This window comes from Micromonospora sp. NPDC051296 (genome assembly GCF_040682255.1).
Taxonomy (GTDB): domain Bacteria; phylum Actinomycetota; class Actinomycetes; order Mycobacteriales; family Micromonosporaceae; genus Micromonospora; species Micromonospora craterilacus.
This window is the reverse complement of sequence record NZ_JBFBAO010000575.1, coordinates 1-2,580: the sequence shown is the minus strand read 5'-3', so window position 1 is coordinate 2,580 and position 2,580 is coordinate 1. Positions and strand designations below refer to the sequence as shown.

Annotated in this window: 3 protein-coding genes; all 3 read left to right on the top strand. The window is 73.0% G+C overall.

What is annotated here, in order from left to right:
• A partial coding sequence (locus tag AB0M52_RS33060) for a hypothetical protein (RefSeq protein ID WP_363961783.1) occupies positions 1-283 on the top strand: 283 nt, incomplete at its 5' end.
• A 175-nt stretch (positions 284-458) separates the two neighbouring features.
• Positions 459-1,115, top strand: coding sequence for a response regulator transcription factor (locus tag AB0M52_RS33055; RefSeq protein WP_363961782.1), 657 nt, complete (start codon positions 459-461; stop codon positions 1,113-1,115).
• A 10-nt stretch (positions 1,116-1,125) separates the two neighbouring features.
• Positions 1,126-2,538 carry a HAMP domain-containing sensor histidine kinase gene (locus AB0M52_RS33050; RefSeq protein WP_363961780.1) on the top strand — a complete coding sequence of 471 codons (1,413 nt, stop codon included), beginning with the start codon at positions 1,126-1,128 and terminating at the stop codon, positions 2,536-2,538.
• Positions 2,539-2,580 lie beyond the last annotated feature (42 nt).

Genomic DNA, 2,580 nt, shown 5'->3' with positions numbered 1-2,580 from the left:
CAGCCAGCGCGCGCTCTACGACGAGTGCTACCGGGCCGGCGCCGACTGGGCCGACGACCCCGCCACCCCGTCCGAGGACGTGCAGCACGTGATCAATCTCGGCGAGGCCGACGACGACACCCTCGCCGACTCCGAGATCGACTTCCCGCCGCTGGTCGACGCGGTCACCGAGGCCACCGGCGAGGTCGTCACCACCGTGCCGGCCAGCCACGACGATCCCGCCTTCAAAGGATTCGTGGACGGCGTGCGGGACACCACCGCCGACGAGGTCTTCGGGCTCTGAGGGGCAGCCCACCGGCCCCGGGCCTGTCACCCCGACGGGTTGTCTGCGACCATCTATGGTCAGCGAGCTGACCAAGGCCATTCAAGGTCGGCAACGTTGACAGAAGACCAATTCGAGGGTTCCGCGGAACCGAAACCAATCGGGGTCAGCAGAGCAGACCGAACGGGGAGGCCGGGTGCGCATCCTGCTGGTCGAGGACGACCGTCGGGTGGCCGCCGCGTTGTCGTCCGCCCTGACCCGGCGCGGGTACGAGGTGGAACACGCCGCCACCGTCGCGGCCGCCATCTCCGCGGCCCCGTGCGACCTGGTGCTGCTCGACCTGACCCTGCCCGACGGCGACGGCACCGACCTGTGCCGGGAGCTGCGCCGGCGCAGCAGCCAGCTCGGCATCATCGCGGTGACCGCCCGCGGCGAGGAGCGGGACCGGGTGCTCGGCCTGCGGCTCGGCGCGGACGACTACGTGGTGAAGCCCTTCTCGATGGTCGAGTTGCAGGCCCGCATCGAGGCGGTGCTCCGGCGCGCCTCGCACGCGGCACCCGCACGTAACCTGATCGAGGTCGGGCCGGTCCGCATCGACGTGGCCGCCCGCACGGTCACCGTGACCGACCGGCTGGTCTCGCTGACCCGTAAGGAGTTCGACGTCCTGCTCTCGTTGGCCCGCCAGCCCGGGGTCGCGGTACCCCGCGACCGGATCCTGCTCGACGCCTGGGGGACCACCTTCGCCGACCGGCACACCGTGGAGGTGCACGTCGGCTCGCTGCGCGGCAAGCTCGGCGACCCGCGCCTGGTGGAGACCGTGCGCGGCGTCGGGTACCGGCTGCGGAACGAGTGAGGGGTCTGCGGTGCGACGGCGCCTGGTAATCAGCTACCTGCTGCTGATGGTGCTGGTACTGGTGGCGTTGGGCACGCCGCTGGCGGCGACCCTGACCACCTGGGAGACCGACCGGGTCCGGGCCGACCGGCTCGCCGACGCCACCCGGTTCGCCTCGCTGGCCGGGCCGGCGTTGCGTGGTGGCGCGCCCGGCCCGCTCGACAACGAACTGGGCAGCTACGACGAGCTGTACGGGATCGGTGCGGCGGTGCTCGACCGGGACCGCCGGATCGTGGTGGCCTCGGCGAGCTGGCAGCCGGCCCCGGGCACCCGGGCGGCGTTGGACGTCGCATTGTCCGGCCAGCAGAGCAGCGGACCCGACTCGGTGTGGCCCTGGGTGAAGGGGCCGATCGTGGTGGCGGTGCCCATCAACGACGGCGGCGAGGTGCTCGGGGCGGTGGTCACGGCCACCCCGACCGACGGGGTCCGCCGCACGGTCGCCACCTGGTGGCTGCTGCTCGCCGTCATCGGCATGCTGGCCGTGCTGGCCTGCGTGCTCACCGCGTTCGGGTTGGCCGGCTGGGTGTTACGTCCGGTCACCGAACTGGACGCGGTCACCCATGAGATCGCCGAGGGGGACCGCGGTGCCCGGGTGCAGCACCGGCTGGGCCCGCCGGAGCTGCGCCGCCTGGCGACGAGCTTCAACCACATGGCCGACGTCGTCTCCGACGTGATGGACCGGCAGCGCGCGTTCGTCGCGCACGCCAGCCATCAGCTGCGCAATCCGTTGACCGCGCTGCGGCTGCGGGTGGAGGAGCTGGGGCCGAGCCTGACCGACCCGCAGGGCCGCGCCGAGCACCGGCTGGCGTTGGAGGAGACCGACCGGCTGGCCCTGCTGCTCGACGCCCTGCTCACCCTGGCCCGTGCCGAGCGCCGGGAGAACCAGCGGGTCACCGTCGACGCGACGGCGGCGGCCGCGTCGCGGGTGGCGGCCTGGGAGCCGCTGGCCCGGCACCGGTCGATCACCCTGCGCCTGGCGGCCGACCCGACAAGGGTGTACGCCCGGACCGTGCCGACCGCCATCGATCAGGCGCTCGACGCGCTGATCGACAACGCGGTGAAGTTCAGCGAAGCGGGCGGCGAGGTGACGGTCACCGTCGCGGCCCGTGACGGCGGGACCGCGCTGGAGGTACGCGACACCGGCCCGGGCATGACCCGCAGCCAGCTCGGCCAGGCCACCGAGCGGTTCTGGCGGGCACCGGAGGTGCAGAACGTCGACGGTGCCGGTCTGGGGCTCACCATCGCCGCGGTGCTGGTCGACGCCTCCGACGGCCGGCTCACCATGCATCCGAACCACCCGCGCGGTCTGGTCGCCGCGCTGTGGTTCCCCACCGAGCCGTCCGCCTCCGCCGAGCCGGCGCCGTCCGCGCCCGTGGTGGCCTGAGGCAAGCCCGTCGAGAGACCCCTGGTGTTAAAGACTTGCAGC